This is a genomic window from Pseudomonas sp. NyZ480, assembly GCF_029537255.1.
GTDB classification, from domain to species: domain Bacteria; phylum Pseudomonadota; class Gammaproteobacteria; order Pseudomonadales; family Pseudomonadaceae; genus Aquipseudomonas; species Aquipseudomonas taiwanensis.
Genome location: NZ_CP120626.1, coordinates 3,258,397 through 3,282,405 on the forward strand (window position 1 = coordinate 3,258,397; position 24,009 = coordinate 3,282,405).

A 24,009-nucleotide genomic window follows, 5' to 3' on the forward strand; every position below is an offset into this window, starting at 1 on the left:
CGTGGACCTGCAGACCCTTCTGGGCAAGCTGTTCGCCAACGCTGGGAGTGTCGGCCTGACCGGCACCTTCCAGTTCATCTTCGATGCCACTCACGCGTGCTGGTTCGAGGCCGGCGGCCGAGGCGGCAGTGGCCGTCATGCTGCCCCGGATGTCACCATCGAAGTGGCCACGCCCGACTTCATGGGCATCATGGGCGGCCAGGCCAATGTCGAGGAACTGTTCGCCACTGGCCGCCTCAAGATCGACGGCAATCTTGGCCTTGCCACTTTGCTGCCTCAGGCCATCGACATGGCGCTCAATGGCGTCAGCGCCCCCAGGGTCGAGGCCAACCGCCGTTACCCTCCACGTCCCCGTCTGAGCGATGCCCTTTCAGCCAGCCAGCCGCCCTTGCTCAGCGTGGAGCGTCGTGCGCACAGCAGCCTGTCGGTCGAGGCGTTCCGTGAACGTTACATGCTGCATGGCATTCCTGTGGTGATCAGCGATGCTTTGCAGGACTGGCCTTTGTTCACCATCGGTCGCCAGGCTTCGCTGGAGCTGTTCGCCAATCTGCAAGGCATCACCCGCCATGGCGACTACGTGAAGAAAACCTTCTCCACCGAACGCGACTTCCGCTCGACCTCGATGGCCGAATTCATCGCCAGCCTGGATGCACCCGCCCCGCCAAGCAGACACGGTCAGCCGCCGGCATACATGGGCAACAACATTCTGCCTGCGCAGTTGCTCGAACACATTCGCTATCCGCGCTACTTCAACGCGGCGCAGTTCATACCACCAAGGATCTGGATCGGCCCGAAGGGCACGCTGACGCCCTTGCATCGCGATGACAGCGACAACTTGTTCGCTCAGGTGTGGGGGGAGAAGTCGTTCATCCTGGCCGCTCCCCATCATCGCGATGCGCTCGGCTGCTGGGCAACATCGCCCGACGGGGGACTGGAGGGTTGCGATGTGGACCCAAAGGCGCCGGATCCGCAGCGTTTCCCGGGCTGCCAGGCGGTGCATTTCATGGAGGTGGTGCTGCAGGCGGGGGACTTGCTGTTCTTGCCGGAGGGTTGGTTCCACCAGGTGGAGTCTCGCTCCACCTCGCTGTCGGTGAACTTCTGGGTCGACTCGGGGCGCGGCTGGAGAAACTCGCCCTTGCCCGGAATGACCGGCCAGCACGCCCCCGTCTGAAGATCAACGAGTGCCTACGATCACACCTTGCTCGCGCAGTGAAGTGAGCAACGCCAGGCCTTGCAGGTCTACATCACCCAAGGCCTGAAGGCGCGCGCGGCCAGTGCCTGAAACCACGGCCAGCAGTTGATAGGCCATGGCTGTCAGCCGGGCGAAGCGCACCTGCAGGTCAGCATCGCGGTAGACCAGCAGCAAGGTTGGCGCGGCGGGCGCTTGCTGGGGCTGAAACGGCGGGCCGATCTGCTCTACCGGCCATTGATAGGCCAACACCCTGGCCGTGCAGGACAACAGCGGCTCACCTTCGAGCAGATCACCCCTGGCGTCATGCGGCGGGTCCTGTGCATCGCTGAGGTACAACTGCGCTTCGACCCACTCGTAATGGGCCAGCTCCAGCTGCCAGGGTGCGTCGAGTTCGATGCCTTGCAGATAGTCGATGAAGGCTTCGGCAATTTCGGTGAACAAGGGCGTCTGGCAGCGGTAGTTGGCATAGAAGTGATGCACCCGCGCATGCCAGGCGGCATCGCCCAATGTCTCCCTCATTACCGGGAAACTCCCCGCCAGCAAGCCCTCGATGGAACCGTAGAACAGATCGCGGTACACCTTGAGCCGCCTCGCCTCGATGCCCGGTGGTGGCGCATGCACCTTCGGGTCACGAAGATGCCGGGCCAGGCGCCATTGCTGGTCACGCAGCGTCTCGTTCATCACGGTCCTCCTGTGCTGCCTGTTGCACGGCGCGTACCCGCGCGGTTTCCGCCAGCAGCTCGGCCAGCGGCGGGTAGTTGAAATCCCGTTCCAGCAGCGTCGGTTGCGTACCGAAGCGCCGACAGGCAGCGTGAAACAGCGACCAGACAGCCTCTTTAACGGGCGCCCCATGGGTATCGACCTTGAGGTCATCCGCCTCGTCATAGTGCCCGGCCACATGCATGCCGGTTACTCGTGCCACCGGCAAGCCATTGAGGAAGCCCGCTGCGTCGTAACCGTGGTTACAGGCATTGACGAACACGTTGTTGACGTCGAGCAACAGGTCGCAATCGGCTTCATCGAGCACCGCATTGATGAACTCCAGCTCGCTCATGGCTTGGTAGGGCGCGGCGTAATAGCTGATGTTCTCCACGGCGATACGCCGTTGCAGGTGGTCCTGAACCTGACCAATTCGCGCGGCCACGTGGTGCACGGCCTCGTCGGTGAACGGTATCGGCATCAGGTCGTACAGATGGCCATCGTCGCTGCAGTAGCTCAAGTGCTCGCTGTACAACCCGACGTGGTAGCGGTCGAGAAACTGGCGGGTCTGGTCGAGAAAAGCACGGTCAAGCGGCAGGCTTCCGCCCAGGGACAGGGACAGACCATGGCAGGTGATCGGAAAGCGCTCGGCCAACCGTGCCAGCCCCTGGCCATAGGCCCCCCCGACACCGATCCAGTTTTCCGGCGCGCATTCCAGGAAGTCGACCGCGCCGTCTTCCATTACCAGCAGGTCGCGCAGCAATCCGCGACGCAGGCCCAGGCCGGCACGCATTGGGTTGTGATTCATGGCGGTCACTCCATAAGGCACGACGCCCGCCTGCCCGGCAGGGAGCGTCGTGGGTAACGCAAGGGTGAGGGTCAGGACTTGCCGGCCAGGTGGCTGAATAGCCCGTCAGGCATGGCCTTGCCGTTGGCCTGGTAGATCGACTTCAGATGATCGTAGGCTTCCTGCTCGGAGATGAAACCATCGTGGTTGCGGTCGATCTTGTCGAAGTCGGCGGCACGGTCCTTTGCCACCACCAGAAACTCCTGGCGCGAGACCTTGCCGTCGTGGTCGGTATCGGTTCGAGCGAAGGAGGCATCGCCACATTTACCCTCCCCGCATTTGCCCTCTGCCCCGGCCTTGGTGCTGGCGCCACATTTGCCCTCGCCGCATTTACCTTCACCGTGAGTAGCCTTGGCACTGCCACCACACTTGCCTTCGCCGCACTTGCCTTCGCCTGGGACCTTGGCTGAAGCCAGTTGATAACCCTGGGCCAGCGGTTCGGCCGCGAACGCAGTGCTGCCAAAGGCCATGCTACCGATCAGTGCAGCGCCGAGCAGTCCGAGAGTATTGCGTGCATGAGTCATGGTGTTGCTCCACTTGTGGTTGGGAAGTGGAGCCATTAAGCCGCTTGGATGTGTCGCAGGTGTATCACCACAATCTGCGTTTGGTATGAGAATGCGTCTGTTGCCGTGACAGATACACAGCGATACATTCAGACCCCGTCAGCTGGCGGCAGTCGAGGTCCGTGCAGGGTGGTCAGTCTTCCAGCGGCTTGGGGGGCGCCGCCGGCTTGGCCGGTTTCGCCGGCTTGCTGTCCTTGGCCTTGGGCTCGGGTGCAGCTGCAGCCGCTACCGGCTCCGGCGCAGTGATGGTCTTCTCGCTGGCCGGCAGGTCGTCGACGGCCTTGAGGATCACCTGTGGGTCGATCTTCTCGCCGGTGTCGTCGTCCTTGAGCATATGACGCTCGCCATCCTTGCCCACCAGAATGACCTTGGTCCCCTTGCTTGCCCCAAGCTTGAGCTCGCGGATCAGGGCCATGGTGGTCTGTTGCTCGAGGTTCTTGTCCTCGCGCTTGCCCATCATGTTGGCGACGCTGTACAGCACCAGGCCGCGTTCCTTGAAGGCAGCCTGGGTCGCGGGGTCCTTCAGTGCCTCGTTCAGCCCCCGCAAGGTCGGGTCGGCTGAACTCGGGGCAATGATCACCAAGGGCCGTGCCTTGCCCAGTTCCTTGGCCAGTGGCGCGTCGCTGTCGGCGGCGAACACAGGGCCTGTGACGGCGAGCAAGGTGGCGAGGGTCAGTGACCGGACGAGCATGCGCATCTCCTTAATGTTTCGATAAACCAATGACTACAGATCACGGAGAAAAATCCGATCCGGAGCCTAAACCAGTTCCAACGCCCAGTGGCCAAGGAAAAGTAACTGACAGTTTCCAGCCCTGCGTCAGACTCGGACGTCGAGCCCTTCAGAAAGTGCCGATACCCTGACTGAGCATAGTCCAAAGCCACGGGCGCGCAGGGGCTCAATGGTTTGCGCCGGGCCGCGGTCAGACGTCGATCCCGGGGTCTTCCGGGCCGATTTCCATGGCCCTGAGTGTGATGTCGAGCATCAAGGCGCGCCGGGCGGCACGCTGCTCCTCAAGGGTCGCATCCGACTGATCACGCCGCTGTTCATCAGTCAGCGTGTCATCGTCGAGCACCGTTTCAAGCCGTTGCCTGAATGGCTCGTCGACCGACGCGAAGCGATCAGGATAGGTGCGCTCCAAATGCTCTCGCCAGAAGGCACGATCCACCAGCGAGCGTGCGACGTCGTCTACGTTCTGCTCCCAGGCGAGAATCCTGGTTTCAGCCTCTGCCAAGGCTGCTTCATCGACGCCTGACAACAGGCGAAAGCTCATGCTACCCACCGTAATCGGCAAACCCAGCCGGTCGCGAAGACCAACCCGATAAGCCAGCCCGACCTCGCTCTCATCTGGATTGCCACCCCGTTGTTGCCGTAAGCGGATCTCCTGCGCGGCATACCGATCAACGGCATCCTGACGCCATAAACGCCTGCCCAGCGCGAGCAGACTGCGCTCTGGGTTTCCCCCGACCCGGGTCCGAGCACGCCAGGTCAGCACATTCAGCTCCAGGTTGCTCAGGCACCAAGTGGCGCCGTCCTGGCAACCCCACTCGTCATTGGCCACGACGAACAGTTCGTCACGCAGCGAGGCATCCATCGCCATCGCCTGCAGAAGGGCCAGCACCCGGTTTGCGAGGGACGGGGCATCGATGTGGAAATCGGCTGAATGCACCAACTGCTGCAGCACCCGGAACAACCGCTCCGACACGGCGCCCTGATCGACGGTTTCCCAGGCCGCCATCAGCAGGCCGCGTAACCGTGGGCCGATGGCATCCCCCCACACTTGACGTGCGTGAGCGAGCTGTTCATTGCGCAAGGCTTCGTCCACGGGTTCGGAAATATCCATGAGCGAAGCATGCAGACGCATCATTTCTGCCTCGCCCAGCGGGTTACCGGCCAACCTGATACTGCGCCGGGTACGGAGCGAGGCCTGGTAGAAGCGCTCGGGTATATGCCTGATGCGATTCTCACGCAGATCCACGTAGACCAGCTCATGGTTGAGCAGGCCGCTGGGAAACTGCCTGATGGCCGTGCTGCGCAAATTCAACCAGCGAAGTCGGGTCAACCCAGCCAAGGTGAACGCGCGCCCCAGCGGGTTGTAGGACAGATCGACGTACTCCAGGTTGCCACAGCTGGCCAGCATGGCGGATTGCGCCATATCGAGGACGATCTCGTTGTTGGTAAACGTGAGATGACGCAGGTGTTGCATCTGCAACAACGACTGCGGCAGGCGGGTCAGGTAGTTGCCGCCCAGGTCCAGGACCTGCAAGCGAGGGAAAGCCAATAGAAAGCTCGAAGGCAGGTCCTCCAGATCCATGCGCAGCAATGACATTTCGGAAACATGGGCAAAGCTGACCTGCGCCGGTATAGGCGGCAGCTCACCGAGCCTGGAGTTGTAGGTCATGATGCGGTAGTCCTGGTCGGTATTGAGTTGCGACTCGCCAACCGAAACCGTTCGACGCCAGCAGTCGATCATCGTCGTACGAAAACTGTCCCGATCCTCCCAGACATCACCCTCGACCTCGCCCACCCAGGCGCTCAGGGTGTTGCGCAAGACGGTCAGCTGCTGCTGCAGCGTGCTCAATACCGTCTCGACCCGGCGTCCGGACCGCTGCACATGAGTGATCCAGGCCTCCACCTGCTCATCGGTGAACGTGGGGTACAGCTCACGCAACATTGCACTGAGCGAACGATCGGCACCTCGCAATTCGCCCGAACTGCACCCGCCCAGGGGGTAGCCGAGGCGACCGTCGGCCAAGCGCAAGGGCAAGCGGGTCGCACCCGGGCGCAACGGACTGAGCAAGCGCTTGACCTCGGCTCTTCGCTGCGCTGCTTCAAGTCCCAGGATCACCCGAAGGTTGTGCGCGAAAGGTTCGGCGATTGCCATGGCTTCACGCTGACTCGCGCCATAGGCCCTGGCCATGACGTCGAACAGCTCCCCTGGCTCACCCAACAGCACGCCGTGGGTGTCGCGCAGTTGGAAGGCGCCGTTGGTGTGCACCAAGTCGAACGCTTGCTGCCCTAGCTCGTCGAGGCTAGCAATGGCCCCTGAAAATAACCCTCGAACAAGCGCCAGCGGATACCCTGCTCGCCACCTGGCAGGTGCTTGAGCATCCCCAGCGCGACGCGCGCCAGGTCTGCGTTTTGCGGTGTATCGATGTTGAATGCCTCGAACACCCGCGCGGTACGAATGCCCAGCACACAGCGCCGCGCCGCCTCAGCCAGACGCAATGGCACCCGGCCGTGCTCCAGCAGGGTTCGGCGGTCCTGTACGTTGGCTGCCTCGACAAGCGCTTGCGCGGCTCGCGGGTACAGCCCCGTGAAGACCCGGCGCAGCGTGGCGCTGCCCGGGCTTTCTACGGGCTGCTGGGCCTCGTACAAACGTCCCAGCAACAGCCGTCGCTGAGTCCAGGCAAGCTCAGCCAACGCTTGGTCGGACAGGCTTTGGGCGCCTGTCAGCCCGCGGGCCTGGTCCAGCACCATCGGATCGTCGACCACCTCACCACCACGCAAACGGTTGATCGCTCGTCGAATACGCTGGTCAAGGCCGATGCGCTGTGCACTGTCGAGCATTCCAGGCTCAGGCGCCAGGCCATAGACATGCAGGGCCCGTACATGGTCACCATCCATACCTTGGAACAGCAGTACCTGATCGATTTGTTCGTCGTTCAGTTGATTGAGCGGCTCACCCAGCCGGCGGAACATCCGATGGGTGTCGCGCCAGTCTGCCGGCTGCTCGCTCCAAAGTCGCCAGGCGCCGGCACCATTGCTTCGCAGGGCCGGGCCATGCCCGTTATGCGGACGCAACTGCCACTGCCCTTCGCCACCTTGCTCGACCACCGGATAATGATGCCCGTCCATCTCGATCCAGGCGTGATCGCCCAAGCGCCAGATGCCCTGCGCATCCCGGGTTGCCGCCGCGCCAGGCGATGTGCTGCGGTAGGGCATCAGGTCCTGCTGCCAGAGCTTGGTACTGCCGTTTTCCAATTGCGCGGGCACCATGGCATCGACCAGCGAAGAGCGCGTCCACAACCGCCGTACGACCACTCCCCCGACAGCCACGGCACCAATGGCCGCAAGGTCGATGGCCACGTTGGTCAAGTGGTCGAGCGCCTCCTGGTGGTCGCCATCACGCCACGCTTCGATACCGTGATAAACCTCGTCCAGCAGTTCCCACACGGCCACTGCCAGCAAGGCGGCACCGATGACAGGAACGAACAGACCTGCCACGTTGAGCAGTGTCCAGCCCTGTGCTGCCAGGCGTTCGTCATGGGCCCTTTGGACTTCACGATCGAGTTCGGCGACCGGCATGGCGATGACGGCGGCATCGTCCTTGATCTGGCGGACGCGGGCATGGGCGAGGCTATTGAACAAGGGTGCCGGGTAGGCGCGTAAGCGCGGCTTGAGGTCCAGCGTCGCCCATGCGGGCAAATCGGCGTAATCGGGAATGATCGTGGAGAAGAATGCCTGGCTGTCACGGCGGCGCACGAAGCGGGTGAAGAATCGCTGGTAGGACGGCTCACGCAGCCGATTGCCAAGCGCGCGCGCAAGCTCATCCATGCTTGCGAAGGCACTCCAGGCTGCCACCGGATCACCCGGGACATGCATCAGCAGACGCCGGGTCGTGTCCAGCAGCGGCCCCTGGTCGATGACTTGCAGCACGACGATCTGCTCCAGCTCGCACCCCAGCAGGCTCAAACGCCTGGCAACCACCAGATCGCCCGCCAGGCGCAGCAACTTGCCGTCGATGCACATGGCCACCAGCAACCTGAGCTCGCTGTCGTCCAGCTGTTGCTCCTGTCTGGCCTTGTAGGCGTCGACCAGCATGCTGAAGCGGCTGGCGTCACGCAGCAAGGCCTCCACGCGCTCGTCGCGGTCGCCGGGCGAAAGGATCGAGTCCAGGTGGCGTTGGTAGGCCTCACCCAGATCGAGCTCACGGCACAGGGCCGCGAACTCGATGGCCGTGGGCGGCTTCACCGAACCCTGGCGCGGCATCAGCAGACGGTTGCCCACCGGCTGGCCGCCTGCCAGCGCCTGTTCGGCGGTGAAGTTGCGCAGTGCGACCTCGAGCAACGGTTTTTCTTCGTACACCACTTTCGTCAGGTGCGCGCCTACCGGTTGCTCGTTGATGACAGGTTCGCGGCGCCCCTCCAGAAACCGCATGCGGCGCAGGTTAGCGGTGATGCCGTAACGGTCCTGCAATGCGGTTGCCAAGGCCGACTCGACGAAACCGTCGATATCCTGCAGGCGCGTCAGCAGTCTGTTCAGTTGCTGCCGGCAGGCAAGGCTCTGGGCCAATGCCTTGCCGATCTCGGGTAACTGTGCGACCGGCGCATCGCGCAGCCATCCAGGCAACCGCCTGCCAATGATTCCGTCCTGGTAGGCCCTGCTCGCCTTTCGATAGGTTTCGAAACGCTGGGCTTCGACCGTCACATTGTCTTGCGTGGCGGTTGGTGTGTGTGGCGATGGTTTCGTGCCCATGCTCGCGGCCTCGTGGTCGACAAAGACCGCCAGCCTAGGCAGCAAGGGTGTTTCAGGGCACTAGATAGGTAATACCCGCCTCAGAACAGCAGTAGCTGGCGATCGGTCAACGCCGAGAAGTCATCGCCGACAAAGGGCAGGATGGCGTCTGCCACGGGTTGAAGCTGGCGACTGAGGTAATGGTCGTAGTCGATGGGCGACTGCAGGTTTTCCAGCGGTTCCGGGCCTGCGGTGGTGATCACATAGCTGATCCATCCGCCATTCTGGTATTGCCGCGCGCGCCCCAGGCGGCTGTTGTAGTCGTCGGCCATGCGTGCGGCGCGCACATGGGGTGGCACGTTGCGCTGATAATCGGTCAGTGGCCGACGCAGGCGTTTGCGGTAAACCAGCAATGCGTCCTGCTCGCCTGCCAGGGTGCTTCGCACGAACTCCCGGACATACTCGCGATAAGGCTCGCCGCGGAAGATGCGCCCATACAGGGCCTGCTGGAATTGCTGGGCCAAGGGCGACCAGTCCGTGCGTACCGACTCCAGTCCCTTGTACACCACATCGTCACTGCCATCGGTGCGCTGGACCAGGCCGGCGTAGCGCTTCTTGCTGCCCTCGTCGGCACCACGAATGGTGGGCATGAGGAAGCGCCGGTAATGCGTTTCGAACTGCAGCTCAAGGGCACTCTCAAGGCCCATGGTCTCACTCAGGTGATGGCGCCACCACTGATTGACCTCAGCCACCAGCGCGCGACCGATTCGGGCCGCAGCCTCCTCGCCATGGGCCCCTTTGAGCCAGACGAAGGTGGAGTCGGTGTCGCCGTAGATCACGTCATAACCTCGCGCCTCGATCAACGCGCGGGTCTGGCGCATGATCTGATGGCCGCGCAGGGTGATTGACGATGCCAGGCGTGGGTCGAAGAAGCGGCAACCATTGGAGCCGAGCACGCCGTAGAACGCATTCATGATGATTTTCAGCGCCTGGGACAGCGGTGCATTGCCTTCACGCTTGGCCGCCTCCCTGCCCTGCCACACCCGCGCCACGATAGCCGGCAAACAATGCTGGCTGCGCGAAAAGCGCGCGCCCCGAAAGCCTTCCACCGAGTGTTCCTCGTCCGGCTGGCGCAAGCCCTCGACCAGTCCCACCGGGTCGATGAGGAAGGTACGGATGATCGAGGGGTACAGGCTTTTGTAGTCCAGTACCAGCACCGAGTCGTACAGGCCAGGGCGCGAGTCCATGACGAAGCCACCGGGGCTGGCTTCGTCCGGGCGACTGCCCAAGTTGGGGGCGACGAAGCCCAGGCGATGCATGTGCGGAATGTACAGATGACAGAACGCGGCCACCGACCCGCCACTGCGATCCACCGCCAAACCGGTGACGGACGAGCGCTCCAGCAGGAATTCCAGCAGCCGCGTATGGGCGAAGATGCGGGTGACCAGTTCGCAATCCTTGAGGTTGTAGCGCGCCAGCGATGGCTTGTCCTGGGCGAACATGCGGTTGATTTCGTCCATGCGCTGGTAAGGGGTCTCGATGGCCTTGCCCTCCCCTAGCAGAGTCTGGGCGACGTTCTCCAGGCTGAACGAAGGGAAACTCCAGGTTGCCGAACGCAGCGCCTCGATTCCGTCGATCAGCAGGCGACCGGGGGCATCGGCAAACACATGGCCCCGGCTGGCCTGGGCGCGCAAGCTCAGGACAGCGCCATTGCGGCCCAACGCCAGTGGCACGTCCAGTTGCTTGGCATGTTCGTGCAACAGCCGCAGGTCGAACTGCACCAGATTCCAGCCGATGATGGCATCGGGGTCGTGGGTGGACAACCACTGGTTGAGGCAGGTCAGCAGTTCGGTGCGGCTGTCGCAGTAGTGCAGGTCGAAGTCCAGGTCTTGAACATCGCCATTGGCTGGGCCGAGCATGTAGACCTGTCGCTGGCCACAGCCTTCCAGTGCGATGCTGTAGAGCTCGCCGCGCTCGCTGGTTTCGATGTCCAGCGAGACCAAGCGCAGGTTTGGGCGGTAGTCCGGCGAGGGTTTGAGCTGGGCGTCGCACAGGACCCCTTGAGCGTCGGGTTTGCCGGTGAACTGCACGGGAGCGGTGATGAAGCGCTCCATCAGGTAGCGCTCGGGGGGGCGTATGTCGGCCTCATGGACCTCGATCCCGGCGCTGCGCAGGCGTTGTTCCAGTTGCATCAGCTGGCGGTGCTGGCGGGTGTACAGGCCCATCACCGGTTGCTGCTCGAAGGTTCGCAGGTCCAGCGGTTTGAGTTCGACAGTCGTTTCATTGGCCAGCAGTGCGCGGGTGCGGTCGGCGTCTTCGCTGGCGATGAAGGCGATTGACGCCTGAGGGGCCAGGCGTACCTGGCGGGGGCCTTGTTCGGTAGCCAGCCAGAATTCCACGCAGGTGCCTTGGGGGGTGTCATGCCAGTGTCGGGTCAGGACGAAGCCCTGCTGCACATTCACTGCGTTGTCCTCAGAATGGCTGTTCGATTCAAGAGGTGATTCTACCTCCAGTCGCCGATGGGAGGTTCGACAACGGCAGAATTCGCGAGTGCGCACCCGTTCAAACACACCCGGTTGCGACTTCAGGAAGTTTAAAAGTGATGACGCGTCGCCTTGGCAAATGGATGCTCACGCATCCAGAAACCAACACGCCAGACGTCAGGTCACTAACGTAGGCGCGGCATTCAAACCGCGCGAGGGTCCAACCGCTGCCTCCGGTCTCCCGGCCTCCTGTCGTGGCAATCGGCTGAACCTGAACTTGCGCACACGAGAAGCAAAGAAGAGCAAGAGCGACACCGAGAAATCACCCGTATAGGTAATTGATATCCTTGTAGGCCAACGCTGGCACCTGCCCCAGCAGGAACTCACGCAGCTTGCCCATCTGCCGGGCCTTGGGACTCGCCTTGAGCCAGGTCATGTAATAACCATCCCCCGTCGCCACCGCATGCTTGAACGGCGTCACCAACCGCCCCGCCGCCAAGTCAGCACTGGCCAACACCAGGTCCACCACCGAAATCCCCAACCCTTGCTGCGCCGCGGAAATCCCCTGGTCGAGCGTATCGAACACCTGACCATGGTCGATGCTGATATCCAACGCATCCATACGCGCCAACCAGCGCCGCCAGTCTCGCCTATCCGGTGACGGATGAAGGAATTCACAGTGACGCAGATCCCCCAGGTCCGGCTGCGGGTTATCCAGGTAATCTGGGTGACACACCGGGATCAGCCACTCATCGAACAACTTGAAACTCTCGACATCGGCCGGAAAACGCCCATTGGCCAGCAAAATCGCGCAATCGTAGGGCTCGGAATAGAAATCCACCGTGTCGATGTCCATCCACACGCTCGACAATTGCACGCTGCAACTGTCATCGACCTTCTTGAACGCATCCAGCGCCCTCAGCAGCCAACGCACCGTCAAAGTCGATGGCGCTTTCAAACGCAGGCCATAGCGGTCCTGACGCAATAACGCACATGCATTCTCGATGATCTTGAAGCCAACCTTGAGCTCCTGGGCCAACAACCGCCCGTGCTCGGTCAGGCGCAACTTGGGACCTCGGCGCTCGAACAGGTCGCAGCCGAACATCGCTTCCAGGGTCTTGATGTGGTGACTGACCGCCCCTTGGGTCAAGGCCAGTTCCTCCGCCGCCCGGGTGAACGACCCGTATCGAGAAGCCACCTCGAACGCACGCAGCGCGTGCAAAGCCTGAATCCGTTCCGACATGGGGTCTTCCGAAGCATGAGTGAGACTAATAGTAGGTCATAGTTCCACGCGTTTTACAACCTGAGGGCCGTCTCAGAAAATGCAGGTAAATAACAAAGATAAACAAACAAACTGCCTGCATATGACTGGAACGTCCACTTATCTTAAACGCCTGGGGAAATCATGTTTACAGGTTATGGAAACTGCTATCGCCTGGATGCGCTAGACGCGGCCTCTGAACATGTCCGGAATTCGCAACACTGGACCTACACGACCATACAACACTTCAAAGGCGTCCTTGCCAACCCCGAATTTCCTTGCCTGTTCGGGCGCAAGGCAGTGGCTGCCGAAACCTGCCACATCCTCTTCGCACGCGCCGAATACCTGGCTGACGACATGGCCAAGGGGCTTGCCGACTATGTCGTGAACATCAAGCACGTGCCGGTCAAGCAACGCATCGGCAGCCCCCTGGTGGTGTTTCTCGAAACGGCCAGCGAAATGACCCTTGCCGAACAACAGGCCTTGGCCTGGAAAGTCTTGCGTGGCGTTCACGCGCGCGACCCTCACCCCTGGCCCCAGGCCATCCCGACCGACCCTGACGACAGCGGTTGGTCGTTTTGCTACGCCGGCATGCCGCTGTTCATCAACATGAACTTTCCCGGCCACCAGCAGATGAAAAGCCGCAACCTCGGCGCGCACATCACCTTCGTCATCAACCCGCGGGAAAACTTCGACGAAGTCGCCAACGCCAGTACTGAGAGCGGCAAGCGCATCCGCGCCCGCATCCGCGAACGCGTGCACCATTACAACGATGGCGTCGTACCCGACACCCTCGGCTTCTTCGGCCAGGACGACAACTACGAGTGGAAGCAATACCAGCTTCAGGAGCAAGGCTCGCTGAACCCACCACGCTGCCCCTTCCACGCCCTGGCAACCTCTGAATCATTGATCGAGAACTGACCGTGAATACCGCACTGACGCTGACCTACGCCCTGACCGTCCTGCTGCTGATCGCCACCCCAGGCCCGGTGGTGGCACTGATCGTCAACACTGCCGCGGCCTCAGGCTCGCGCAAGGCCATCTTTACCGCTGTCGGCACCAACTGGGCATCGCTGGTACTGATCGGCGCGGCAGCTTGGGTCATTCTGACCAGCGCCGCCATCGACAAGACCTGGCTCAGCGCCATGAGCCTGCTGGGGTGCCTGTTCATCGGTCATATCGCCGTGGGCACCCTGAAAGACGCGCTGCAAGCACCGGCTGCCGAGGCATCCGGCGAGGCATCCAAGGCTGGACGCGGAGGCTTGTGGCAAGGGTTCATGGTCGGCATTTCCAATCCCAAGGACATCATCTTCTTCATCGCCTTCTTTCCCCAGTTCATCCAGATCACCGAATCGTTCGGCAAGAGCATGGTGGTACTGTCGCTGCTCTGGGTGTTCATCGACTTCGCGGTGCTCAGTCTCTACATCTTCGCCATTGGCAAGATCGCCTCGCAGCGTAGCAACCGCCTCATCAGCTTGGCCTCGGGCGTCGCCCTGCTGCTGATTGCCACCGGTGGCCTGCTGTACAACCTCAAGGAGCTGGCCTCCTGACACAGGCGAGCCAACCCCGTCGCCCCAGAAAGAGGAATGCCCATGACGACGACCGACACAGCCAACGACGCGCCGGACATGCCCTCTTCCCTGCAGCAGGACTATCAGCATTTCCTGTTGATGGGTAACCAGCGAGCGCCGCACACCTTGCAGGTGCACGAGCGCGGCTATCGCTCGAGCACCATCAACACCGATGCACTGGGCTTTCGCTACAGCCATTTCGCTGGCAAGCGCTTCTCGGCGGCCGAACGTGGCCCGGCAGGACGTGTCAACCTGCTGGTCGGTGGCTCCGCCGTATTGGGCATTGGAGCCAGCTCCGACGAGCACACCGTGGCCTCGCACCTGTCGATGCTCACCGGAGAGGTATGGCTGAATCTGGCCAGTTGCGGACTCAACGCGAGCCAGGAACTGCTGCTGTTCCTCACCCATCAGCACCGCTTCGGGCAGATCGGCCACGTGGTGGTTCTAAGTGGCCTGAACACCTTGGCCCACGAAGGCTTGAGCGAAGTCCTCGACGGCCTGCTCGACCCACAGCATGCCAAGGCCCAGCAGGCATTTCTCGACAGTTTCAAGGAAGGGGTTCAGCCCCCGGCCTCGCCGACCAACCAGTCCTTGTGGCGCCGCCTGGGGCAAGCCCTGGCGCCGCGCAGACCATCTACCCCGATCAACTGGACACTCTCCTCGCCAGAAAAACGCATGGCCCGCGCCGCCGACACCATCGGCCGCACCCTGCGCCAATGGGAGCGCATGCTAGCCGACAGCCACGCCACGCTCACCTTCATTCTCCAGCCACTGCTGCCCTGGTGCCGGGACACGGTACCCGCTGGCGAGCAAGCAATGCTGGCAGCCCTGGAGCGTCGACCGGCGAACTTCGACAAGTTGTTGGAGGATGCATTCGACAGCCAACTGCACATGGCCTACTTCCGCCGTATCAAGCGCCAGGCCGACCCGGTTCCCTGCTATGACATGAACAGCATGCTCAGCAGCTCACCTGTATTCGCCGCCGAGCTGTTCGTCGATCGCCTGCACCTCAACGACCTGGGCAACAATGCAGTAGCCAAGGTGATCACCGCCAAACTTGGCCTGGCCCAGGAAAAACACGCTCCGCGCAAGGTCACACCGATCAAGCTCGTCTGACAGTTGCCCTTGGGCCTTCCGGCAAGCGCCTGGGCATGGCTAGAATACGTCGTCGTTCCGTTATGCCTGAGGCACCCTGTACCGGCCATGAACCTCGTAGTCCTGCATCAGACCCTGCCCGCTGGCCATGACCGCTGTTCGTCGTGCGAGGGCAGCCTGTGAGTCGCGTCCGTCCCCTGCCTGCGCTGTTGTTCGCCCTGTTACCGCTGGCCGCGCAAGCGCTCGATGTGCGCATCGATCCCCATGCCGACCTGCTCTATCGCCAGGCCCTGCCACTGCTCGAACAGGCCGATACCCAGGAAGACAACCCTAGCCACCTGCGCACCGCCCTGGGCAGCGACCCTGAGTTGACCCGCCAGGGCGAGGCCATGGCCCGCACGTTGCCGACGGCCGTGGCATTGCTGAAGAAGTCCGTGGAATTGGGCCACCCGGTGGCGCAGTACCGACTGGCCCTGTACTACATGACCTACTTGCCGGCAGCACAGATTCCGGATGCCGCCTGCCCATTGCTGGAGGACAGTCTCAAACAAGGGTTCGCCCCTCCTGCCTCGGCCATTGCCAGCTTGTGCGCGCCGTACAACACCAGCCCGACCTACCGCCAGGAGCTGGAAGCCATTCCCAGCATGGCCACGCTTTACGCACCCTACTACCCGCAACCGGCCTTGCGCCTGGCCTGCAATCGCAGCCAACCACAGGGCCTGCAGATGCAATGGGGGCGTCAGCGCGACTACCAGGCCGAGGTCTACCGGCTGTTGAGCGACCTGGATCCGCAGCAGCGTCAAGCCCTGTTGCAAAAGGCTATCGAGATCAATGGCTGCGCCACCGCCCAGCAGCGTTTGGCCAGCCACCGCTGACAGAGCAAGATCGTTCAAGCCATCGGCTCCCTCGCTCTGGCATGCTGGCCTGCCTAATCGACGTGTCGTCATCGCCATGCCCAGCAGCCTTCCCATTGCCCGTCAAGCCTTTCTCCACGGCGCCATCGCCATTCTCCCGCTGTCCCTGGCCGTGGCCCCGTGGGGGTTGCTGGCAGGCTCCATGGCCATCGAAGCCAACCTCAGCGCCTGGGAAGGCCAGGGGCTTTCGGCCATCGTCTTCGCGGGCGCGGCACAACTGGTGGCCATTGGCATGCTCAAGGGCGGCGCCAACCTGGCGTCGATCCTGCTCACCACCCTGCTGCTGACTTCTCAGCACTTGCTCTATGGCCTGTCCATGCGCCCGGTGCTGTCGAGTCAGCCGCTGCGCTGGCGGCTGGGTCTGGGCTTTCTGCTCACCGACGAGTTCTTCGCGCTGACCAGCCATTACGACCAGCAGCAGTTCAACCGCTGGTACGCACTGGGTGTGGGCCTGACCTTCTATATAGCGTGGAACCTGTTCACCCTGGCCGGGATCATCCTCGGCCAGAACATCCCGCACCTGGATCAACTGGGTCTGGACTTCTCCATCGTCGCCACCTTCGTCGCCCTGATTGCGCCGCTTGTACGCAGCCTGGCGACAGTCGTCTGTGTGGCGGTATCGCTGTTCTGCTCGGTGCTGTTCAGCTACTGGCAGTGGGAAACTGCGCTGGTGGCTGCAGGCCTGCTAGGCATGGCGGCGGGCTTTATTTGTCAGAAGTTTTCCGGAGGCCGCGCATGATCTGGTTGCTGATATTCACCATGGGCGCGGTGGTATTCCTCAACCGCTATGCCTTCCTGGAACCTCGCCTGCCCCTGCGCCTGAGCTCCAATGCCCGGCAGTTCCTGGGCTTCGCCGTGCCCGGCATGCTCACGGCCATCTGCGGGCCGATCATCTTCCTGCCCGACCACCAACTGGACCTGAGCCCGCTCAATCCTTACCTGCTTGGCTCGCTGGTGGCCATCGCACTCGTGCTCTGGACGCGCAGCGTATTGTTGAGCATGCTGGTGAGCATGTTGATCTTCTTTCTTCTGCGTAGCTGGCTGGCATGAGCAGACCCCTGCGCGAACAGACCCACCTCTGGCAAGCGCCTGCCCTGGGCGATGTGGAGATGCTGCATGCGCGGTATTTCCAGCAACGCTTTGCCCCGCACGTGCATGAGGGCTACGTATTTACCGTGATCGAGTCCGGGGCCCAGCGCTTCTGGCACCGAGGCAGCGAGCATCTGGCACCGGTCGGCAGCATGGTACTGATCAATCCCGATGAGCTGCACACCGGGGCCACCGCCCATGAAGCCGGTTGGCGCTATCGCGGTTTCTATCCGGAGCACGAGCGGGTCACCGGCGTGCTGGACGAGCTAGAGCTTGGCCGCCATGGCATGCCGCATTTCAAGGAAAGTGTGATTCAGGACCCGGCCCTGGCCTTGGCGTTCAGCCAACTGCACCAGCTGTCCGAATCCGGCGCCAGTGCCCTCGAGCAGCAAACCGCCTGGCGCCAGGCGGTACTGGCCCTGGTGCAGCGCCACGGGCAATGCGCCGAACCGGCAGCACCGGGTAATGAGCCACTGGCGGTGGCCCGTGCCCGTGAACTGCTGGAAAGCCAATTGGCCGCTCCACCGTCGCTCGAAGCGTTGGCGGCGGCGGTCAACCTGTCGCCATTCCATTTCGCCCGAGTGTTCCGCCAGGCCACCGGGCTGCCGCCCCATGCCTGGTTGAAGCAACGCCGCCTGGCCCGGGCGCGGGAATTGCTCAAGCGTGGCGAGACCGCCTCGGAGGTGGCGTTCGCCCTGGGCTATGCCGACCAAAGCCACCTGAGTAGGCAGTTCAAGCAGGCCTTCGGGGTGCCCCCTGGGACCTACCGAAAGGCATGCATCAGCTCAAATATGCCAGCAGAATCGCTCACAAGGCCAACTCGAATTGCAATGGATTCAGCAGATCCCGTCGAATCCTGACGGCGACACCAACCAGGCGCACGGCTCGCTCCTGCCGCTTGCTTTCCCACAGCATTCGACACAGCCCCCGCATGACCTGCGGCTGTAAAGCCAGGGCGGGCGCTTGGCACTTCGAAGGAGCGACACCCAAAAGCCGTCAACTGCAGCCGACCGCCACTGCAGCCCTTTTCTGCCGGCTCGGCGCCTCCCGCACAGGCAGCAGAGCCCCGTCAAGCCTCTGCTACACTAACAGAGCTAAATGGAGGGTCCTGCCATGTCCGAAAGAGAGCTCACCACCCTGCTGTCGCTGATGAACCAGCGCCAGGCCTGCCTCAGTAGCGCCTGCAAGGAGATTGCCGACTGGATCGACCGGCAGGGCGATATGCCCGCCGCTGGCAAGATCCGCGCCAGCCTGAAAGCCCTGGAAGCCGACGAAGCCCAGGTCCGCAAGACGTTGACTTCGTTAACGCTGGACCGGCCGTTGCCACGCTTTCGTAGCTGAATGAAGGGGGGCCGCATTGGCGGCCCCTGGGGAATCAGTGATTCATGTGCATGTGATCGTGCCCGCCCATCCCGGCGGTCAGCGCACGTACCTCGGCTTGCACCTGGACCGTTTCCCGGCTGCCCTTGGCATCCTTGACGGTCAGGGTCAGAGGCACCTTCTCGCCTTCCTTGAGCTGCTGGCTCAAGCCCATCAGCATCACGTGATACCCATTAGGGTCCAGGCTGATCGGCTTGCCCGCTGGCAGTTCGACCGACTTGACCTCCTTCATGCCCATCACATCACCGTTCATGGTCATCTCGTGCACTTGCACGGTCTTGGCCACGGGCGAAGCCACGCCAACCAGCTTGCTGTCGGCACTGGCGGTCAGGGTCATGAAGGCACCGGTGGACTGCTGGTGCGGCACACTGGCGCGTACCCACGCATCACTCACCGTGGTCTGAGCCAGAGCCGGCAAGGCGAGGCCCATCAATGCCAGCGTGGCCAGGCCGCGCTTGAACGGTTGCAGTGAAATAGCCATTAGCAAATCTCCATCAGGGTAACCAGGTCTTCGGCGCATTCCTGGGCGGTCAGGGAATGGCCCAGGCTCAGGCGTAGCGTGCCGCGCGTATCGTAGACATAGCTGGTGGACGAGTGAGAGACGGTATAGGTATCCCCGGTCGGGACCTTCTCGTAGAACACCTTGAATTCCTTCGCTACCGCGGCGATTTCCTCGGGGGTGCCGGTAAGCGCGGTGAACGACGGGTCGAACGCCTTGACGTAGGCATCGAGCACTTCCGGCGTGTCGCGCTCCGGATCCAGGGTAATCAGCACCACCTGGAACAGGTCGCGATCGCGGCCTTTGAGCAGCTTGCGGATTTGTGCGGCGCGCGCCAGCGTAGTCGGACAGACCGCCGGGCACTGGGTAAAGCCGAAGAAGATCATCGGCATGCTGCCGTAGAAGCTCGACAAGGTGACGTCGTTGCCACGGGTATCCTTGAGGCGGAACTTGCGCCCGAGGATTTCGTTGCTCATGTTCTTGCCGTACTTGAACTCGAGCCCCCGGGCCGGGCTGCAGCCTGCCAGCAGGCCGAGCCCGAGAACGCCCATCCCGGCGACGACCGCGCGCCGGGTAAACAGATCATTCATGGAACCATCCTTTACAGGGAAGGTGCCGGCCCTAGGGACAGGCCGGCCGAAAAACCGGGGCATTCTGGCATGACACCCCCAGGGCATCTACCCGACGTTGGAGGTGCAGGCCTGCAGCCCTTTAAATACGGGCTGCGGCCTGTTGTCGCAGGGGTTGAATCCGTAACAGTTTGTTGCTAGGGATCAAGGTTCTGGCAGCGCCAACCTGAATCGCCCGAGACGTCTCAGTAGTACGCGTTTTCTTTCTGGCTGTGGTCGGTCACGTCACGTACACCCTTGAGCTCAGGAATGCGCTCGAGCAGGGTACGCTCGATGCCGTCCTTGAGGGTGACATCCGCCTGGCCGCAACCCTGGCAACCGCCGCCGAACTGCAGCACGGCGATACCGTCGTCGACCACGTCCACCAGGCTGACCTGACCACCGTGGCTGGCCAGCCCCGGGTTGATCTCGGTCTGCAGGTAGTAGTTGATGCGTTCGTTGATCGGGCTGTCTTCGTTGACCATCGGCACCTTGGCATTCGGCGCCTTGATGGTCAGTTGGCCACCCATGCGATCGGTGGCGTAGTCGACCAGCGCGTCCTCGAGGAACGGTTCGCTGACCGAATCGATGTACGCGGTGAAGCTCTTGAGCCCCAGCGCGGTGTCGTCAGGCTTCTCTTCGCCCGGCTTGCAGTAGGCGATGCAGGTCTCGGCGTACTGGGTGCCCGGCTGGGTGATGAAAATGCGGATGCCGATGCCAGGCGTGTTCTGCTTGGACAGCAGATCGGCCAGGTAATCATGGGCGGCGTCGGTAATGGTTATAGCGCTCATGGAAGTTCCTCACAGACTTGCGGCCAAGTGTACGCCAACCTGGCCTTCGAACAAAGTCCTAGTAATTGACTCGGGAAAGCGCATATGCCTGGCTTTGCTCCCGTGGCGCCGCCAGCCAGGCGTGCATCCGTCGGTACAGGCCTCGCTCAAGCCACTGGTAGCTGAACCAAGACATTAGTCCAATGGACGGCACGCAGAAGGCGAAGACCAGGTAAGGGTTCAGCTTCAGCCGCTGGCTGACGAACCAGCCGCCGTAAAGCACCAGCACATGGATCAGGTACACCGAATAGGAGCAGTCGCCCAGCATCTTGAGCAGTCGATTGCCTTTGAACCAGGGCTCTAACGCAACGAATGCCAGCACCACCAGCGCGCTCGGCAGCCCCCAGTGCAGCAGGCGCTGGGAAGCGTCCAGGTGAAACAGCGCATACCCCGCCACCGCCAGTACTACCAGCGGCAGCCATCGCCCCTCGCGAATGAGTCCGCGGCGGTACAGCACACCCAGGCCAATACCGAGCAGGAACTCGTAGATGATGTCGTTGTTGTAGAAACGGCTGACGACACCCAATCGGCCCAGCAACTCACTCACCACCAGCAGCGCGGCGGCCACCAGCAACAGGTGGTGACGCTGGCGGGCCATAAACGCGAGGCCGAACAACGCGTAGAAGAACATTTCGTAATTCAGCGTCCAGCCAACGTTCAGGGTCGGATACAGCCCATAACCTCCCGGGTTTTCGGCCGGAATGAACAACAGCGACAACAGCAAGTGTTGCCATTGGAACACCTGGTGGGGCATCCATTGGCTGGCGACGAGTAGCAGCGTGGCCATCAGCGCCGTGTAGAACCAGTACGCCGGGACGATGCGCAGCAGTCGATTGAGCAGGAACTGCCCAGGGGCGATGGCTTTGTCTCGGGTTGAGAGGTAGATCACCAGGCCGCTGATCACGAAGAAGATGTCGACCCCCACGGCGCCTCGTTCGCTGAGCAGGCGGCCGACAGGGCCGGTGGCATGGAAGTCGAAGAAAATTTGCATGAAGTGGTGGCAGACCACCACCCAGGCGGCGAGCGCCCGCAGTGCCTGAAGCGAATACAGCATGAAATACCTGCGATCAGCCGGTGCATTGAGGCCTCGCCCGCCCGGCTCCCGCAGCACCTGCAGGAGCCGGCTTGTCGGCGATGGGGCTGCAAGCCAGCCCCTGGCCACCCGACCTTTGGGACCGCAGTGAGTCCGCAAAGGTCAGTCCGGCCGATCAGAGGTTCTCGTAGCGGTTCATGTCCAGTACGCCCGCCTCGACCGGATCGGTCTGTTCGATGAAGGTGTTCAGGTCATGGAAGTAGAACCAGAACCGCGGATGGCTACGCCGCACGCCCCAGCGCATGACGATGCGTTCGAACTTGGCCGGGTCGTCGCGTGCCGCCTCCATGTCCTCGACGAACTCCGGCACGTTCGACGCCGGGATGTTGAAGATGAAGTTCGGGTAGCTGCTGAGCACCCCCGGGTACAGGGTCAGGGTATCCAGACCTGGCTGGTAGCGGTACGCCTCGCCCAGCAAGAAGGCCACATTGCTGTGGGCCCTGTTGCGCAACAGGCTGTAGACCTGACGGCGGCCGCCCTCGCCTTCGATGCGCAGCATGGTCGCCTCGGGCAGTTGGTTGATCACCTTCAGCCCCGCCGCCGGACGCGACACCAGTCGGCTGAGCGACTGCTCTACATCGCGGAACTCGGCATCCATCTCCGGCCGTGAACAATAAGCGCCCTTGCAGCGGTTGATCGGGTCTGGCGCTGCGTTGAGGCTGCCGGTGCGCTGCAGCAGTTTCAGGCCAAAGTCGCGCGTCGGGTCGCGAGGGTCGAGTTTCAGCCCGCTTGGGGTGTCGGTGTCGATGTCCTCGTAGTCCATCCACATCTTCACCTTGCCGCTGTTCTGGTACCAGTTGCTGAGCACCTTGCCACGCTGATCGGCCGGCATCAGGCGCAGGAAGTTGACCTCGGCGCCGTTGCGGATCAAGTCGAAGTACAAGCGCGTCTGCAACTGGTGCGAGACGTTGCCAAACACATCGAAGTTGACCGCCAACTGATAATAAGTGCGCTCGAACAACGGGTAGTCGAACAGCCAGGTGGTCAGCGGCACATCGCCGATCAACCCCTTGGTCACCGAAGCACTGTCAAAGTGGCGGAAGATGGTCAGCAAGGCATTGTCGTTGCCCGCCCACAGGGTCGACCAACTCGGCGGCGCCATCTCGGCGTAGGCCTCGCGGCGCAGCTTTTCATATTCATTGCGCTTGTCCCGGTAGGCGTGCCACAGGGTGAGCACGCTGCCCACGTCATCGATCTGCCCAGGCATCGCCAACAGCGGCGTGGCTTCGCTGCGGTATTTGGCATCGGTGATGTAGCGGTCATGCGCTGGCTCCTGGAACAGCGCCCAGAAGTTGTCGCGGATCACGTCGGTGGCGATTTGCCCACGGCAAACTGGGCCGCGGATGAAGGTCCGCACGAAGTACTCGGCGTTATCCAGCATGAACTGATAGCGCGCCACCGCCGGAATCGCCTCGAAGGTCTCGAACGGGTTGGCCCGGTGACGTGGGCCGTAACCCGGCAGCGCGGTGGCATGCCAGTCGCCCGCGTAGAACAACTGCTTGACCCGCTTGAGCTTCTGCGGACCCATGGGGTACGTGATGTGGGTCTTGTGCACGATCACGCCCTGCACCGGCACCAGGCGGTAGTAGAAGTCGGTGCCCGGCGGGTCGTTGGGGCGGCGAGTGGCGATCAGGTCGACCGGCTGGCCGCTCGGCGTGCGCGAACGTACCCATTGGAAGAAGTGGCCTTGTTCGCCGCCGACGAAATAAATATGCGCGAGGAACAGGTGCTCGTACAGCCAACGACCCACCAATGCTTCGGTGGAACCGGGACGGTTGAGCAGTTCTTCCCACTCGGCGATCTGCCTGGCTTCGACCGGGCTGGGCTGGATCGGCTGGTATTCGACTGGCGCACCGGCGGCCAGCCAGGCGCGCATGGTCTGGTACTCCTGGTCGGTCAGACCGGTGACGGCCAGCGGCATGCCTTCCTTGGGATGCGCGCCGGCATAAGCGTCGAACTCATGGGGCAACGGGCACATGTTGGTGCGGTTGAGCCCAAGCACGATCTCGTCGGGCAATTTGGCATTGGGCGTGAGCGGGGTCTTGTGACCGAGTTCGAGCATTCGAGCCATCAGTGCGGCCTGGCTGCCCTGGTTGTCGAGCACCGAATAAAAGCCCTTCTTACGCCATTCGGCCTCGCTATGGGCGTCGTAGAACAGCCGTGTGGTGGGCACCGCCTTGCTCCGGTCGCCTTGGTACACCGGCACCTTGGAGGCACCGCGCACTGCACCTTCGGGGCTTTCCAGCTTGAGCTGGCACGCGGCGTCGTTGCACGCATGGCAGGCCACGCATTTCTCGGTGAAGATCGGTTGAATATCCCGGGTGTAGGAGATGCCCGGACTCGACTGGGGGCCCTGCCCAAAGGCTACGCCACTGACGAGCAGCGCGAAGCCACAAGCCAGGGCAATAAAACAGCGATGCACCATGTGCG

22 protein-coding genes are annotated in these 24,009 nt (G+C 62.5%); 9 read left to right on the forward strand and 13 right to left on the reverse strand.

Features of this window, described 5'->3' with window-relative positions; genetic code table 11:
• Position 1: 1 nt before the first annotated feature.
• The gene (locus tag P3R38_RS14965; protein WP_277686347.1) at positions 2-1,171 is read left to right on the forward strand and encodes a cupin-like domain-containing protein; all 1,170 of its coding nucleotides are present in this window, start codon (positions 2-4) and stop codon (positions 1,169-1,171) included.
• Positions 1,172-1,174: 3 nt separating this feature from the next.
• Here P3R38_RS14965 and P3R38_RS14970 read toward each other — a convergent pair whose 3' ends face one another.
• The 8 genes from P3R38_RS14970 to P3R38_RS15005 form a co-directional block, all read right to left on the reverse strand.
• Positions 1,175-1,873, reverse strand: coding sequence for a putative DNA-binding domain-containing protein (locus tag P3R38_RS14970; RefSeq protein WP_023381046.1), 699 nt, complete (start codon positions 1,871-1,873; stop codon positions 1,175-1,177).
• On the reverse strand, positions 1,854-2,699 hold the full coding sequence (locus P3R38_RS14975) for a DUF692 domain-containing protein (RefSeq protein ID WP_277686348.1): 846 nt from the start codon (positions 2,697-2,699) through the stop codon (positions 1,854-1,856). The genes P3R38_RS14970 and P3R38_RS14975 overlap by 20 nt, the downstream gene beginning before the upstream one ends.
• A gap of 71 nt (positions 2,700-2,770) precedes the next feature.
• Positions 2,771-3,262, reverse strand: a complete 492-nt coding sequence (locus P3R38_RS14980; protein ID WP_023381048.1) for a hypothetical protein — start codon at positions 3,260-3,262, stop codon at positions 2,771-2,773.
• Positions 3,263-3,434: 172 nt separating this feature from the next.
• Positions 3,435-3,992, reverse strand: a complete 558-nt coding sequence (locus tag P3R38_RS14985) for a DUF4174 domain-containing protein (RefSeq protein ID WP_023381049.1) — start codon at positions 3,990-3,992, stop codon at positions 3,435-3,437.
• 229 nt (positions 3,993-4,221) lie between these two features.
• Positions 4,222-6,297: an NEL-type E3 ubiquitin ligase domain-containing protein gene (locus tag P3R38_RS14990; RefSeq protein ID WP_277687223.1), complete on the reverse strand. Its 2,076-nt coding sequence runs from the start codon at positions 6,295-6,297 to the stop codon at positions 4,222-4,224.
• Between the two features lie 20 nt (positions 6,298-6,317).
• Positions 6,318-8,777 (reverse strand): DUF6543 domain-containing protein, encoded by a 2,460-nt coding sequence (locus P3R38_RS14995; RefSeq protein ID WP_277686349.1) that lies wholly within the window; start codon positions 8,775-8,777, stop codon positions 6,318-6,320.
• Positions 8,778-8,857: 80 nt separating this feature from the next.
• Entirely contained in the window at positions 8,858-11,218 is a 2,361-nt protein-coding gene (locus tag P3R38_RS15000; RefSeq protein ID WP_277686350.1) for a DNA polymerase II, read from the reverse strand.
• Between the two features lie 343 nt (positions 11,219-11,561).
• Positions 11,562-12,482, reverse strand: coding sequence for a LysR substrate-binding domain-containing protein (locus P3R38_RS15005; RefSeq protein WP_023381052.1), 921 nt, complete (start codon positions 12,480-12,482; stop codon positions 11,562-11,564).
• Between the two features lie 162 nt (positions 12,483-12,644).
• On the opposite strand from P3R38_RS15005, the gene P3R38_RS15010 reads away from it, so the two are divergent.
• From P3R38_RS15010 to P3R38_RS15045, 8 genes are all read left to right on the forward strand, one after another.
• Positions 12,645-13,421 carry a YqcI/YcgG family protein gene (locus P3R38_RS15010; protein ID WP_023381053.1) on the forward strand — a complete coding sequence of 259 codons (777 nt, stop codon included), beginning with the start codon at positions 12,645-12,647 and terminating at the stop codon, positions 13,419-13,421.
• Between the two features lie 2 nt (positions 13,422-13,423).
• On the forward strand, positions 13,424-14,050 hold the full coding sequence (locus P3R38_RS15015; RefSeq protein WP_104883579.1) for a LysE family translocator: 627 nt from the start codon (positions 13,424-13,426) through the stop codon (positions 14,048-14,050).
• Between the two features lie 42 nt (positions 14,051-14,092).
• Positions 14,093-15,187, forward strand: coding sequence for a hypothetical protein (locus P3R38_RS15020; RefSeq protein WP_277686351.1), 1,095 nt, complete (start codon positions 14,093-14,095; stop codon positions 15,185-15,187).
• A 158-nt stretch (positions 15,188-15,345) separates the two neighbouring features.
• The gene (locus tag P3R38_RS15025) at positions 15,346-16,041 is read left to right on the forward strand and encodes a sel1 repeat family protein (protein WP_277686352.1); all 696 of its coding nucleotides are present in this window, start codon (positions 15,346-15,348) and stop codon (positions 16,039-16,041) included.
• Between the two features lie 76 nt (positions 16,042-16,117).
• Positions 16,118-16,819, forward strand: coding sequence for an AzlC family ABC transporter permease (locus P3R38_RS15030; RefSeq protein WP_023381057.1), 702 nt, complete (start codon positions 16,118-16,120; stop codon positions 16,817-16,819).
• On the forward strand, positions 16,816-17,130 hold the full coding sequence (locus P3R38_RS15035) for an AzlD domain-containing protein (protein ID WP_023381058.1): 315 nt from the start codon (positions 16,816-16,818) through the stop codon (positions 17,128-17,130). Before P3R38_RS15030 ends, P3R38_RS15035 begins: the two co-directional genes overlap by 4 nt.
• Positions 17,127-18,029, forward strand: a complete 903-nt coding sequence (locus tag P3R38_RS15040) for an AraC family transcriptional regulator (protein ID WP_027907061.1) — start codon at positions 17,127-17,129, stop codon at positions 18,027-18,029. The genes P3R38_RS15035 and P3R38_RS15040 overlap by 4 nt, the downstream gene beginning before the upstream one ends.
• 253 nt (positions 18,030-18,282) lie before the next feature.
• Positions 18,283-18,510, forward strand: coding sequence for a hypothetical protein (locus P3R38_RS15045; protein ID WP_023381060.1), 228 nt, complete (start codon positions 18,283-18,285; stop codon positions 18,508-18,510).
• A 34-nt stretch (positions 18,511-18,544) separates the two neighbouring features.
• Here P3R38_RS15045 and P3R38_RS15050 read toward each other — a convergent pair whose 3' ends face one another.
• From P3R38_RS15050 to P3R38_RS15070, 5 genes are all read right to left on the reverse strand, one after another.
• Positions 18,545-19,024 (reverse strand): copper chaperone PCu(A)C, encoded by a 480-nt coding sequence (locus P3R38_RS15050; RefSeq protein ID WP_277687224.1) that lies wholly within the window; start codon positions 19,022-19,024, stop codon positions 18,545-18,547.
• Between the two features lie 5 nt (positions 19,025-19,029).
• Positions 19,030-19,638, reverse strand: coding sequence for an SCO family protein (locus P3R38_RS15055; protein WP_023381062.1), 609 nt, complete (start codon positions 19,636-19,638; stop codon positions 19,030-19,032).
• A gap of 224 nt (positions 19,639-19,862) precedes the next feature.
• Complete coding sequence (gene nfuA, locus P3R38_RS15060; protein ID WP_027907063.1) at positions 19,863-20,447, reverse strand: Fe-S biogenesis protein NfuA; 585 nt, start codon at positions 20,445-20,447, stop codon at positions 19,863-19,865.
• Positions 20,448-20,505: 58 nt separating this feature from the next.
• Positions 20,506-21,540: an acyltransferase gene (locus tag P3R38_RS15065; protein ID WP_277686353.1), complete on the reverse strand. Its 1,035-nt coding sequence runs from the start codon at positions 21,538-21,540 to the stop codon at positions 20,506-20,508.
• A gap of 154 nt (positions 21,541-21,694) precedes the next feature.
• Positions 21,695-24,004, reverse strand: a complete 2,310-nt coding sequence (locus tag P3R38_RS15070; RefSeq protein WP_186598172.1) for a fatty acid cis/trans isomerase — start codon at positions 24,002-24,004, stop codon at positions 21,695-21,697.
• Positions 24,005-24,009: the final 5 nt, after the last annotated feature.